Source organism: Sutterella massiliensis, from assembly GCF_016899755.1.
GTDB lineage: Bacteria > Pseudomonadota > Gammaproteobacteria > Burkholderiales > Burkholderiaceae_F > Sutterella > Sutterella massiliensis.
Genome location: NZ_JACJJC010000540.1, coordinates 1 through 236, shown reverse-complemented (window position 1 = coordinate 236; position 236 = coordinate 1). Strand labels below are relative to the sequence as shown.

Here is a 236-nt window from a genome sequence, read left to right as displayed (position 1 = left end):
GTTATAAAAAATATTTTAGAGCCGCAAGCGAGGGACCGAAAACATTCGCTTAAAGAGATAATGAATGCAATCCTTTATATCAACAAGACCGGCTGCCAGTGGCGTATGCTTCCTTCTGACTTCGCCCCTTGGCAAACCGTCTATTGCTATTTCCGTAAATGGAAGCTTGAAGGCGTGTTTGAAGAGGTGATGGATACCTTGCACGCTTTCATCCGTAAACAGGCAGGGCATCAGGA

1 protein-coding gene is annotated in these 236 nt (G+C 45.3%); it reads left to right on the top strand.

The genetic code is table 11. The annotated features are described in order from the left end of the window. Positions 1 to 3 precede the first annotated feature (3 nt). A partial coding sequence (locus tag H6A60_RS14680; protein WP_500691547.1) for a transposase occupies positions 4 to 236 on the top strand: 233 nt, incomplete at its 3' end.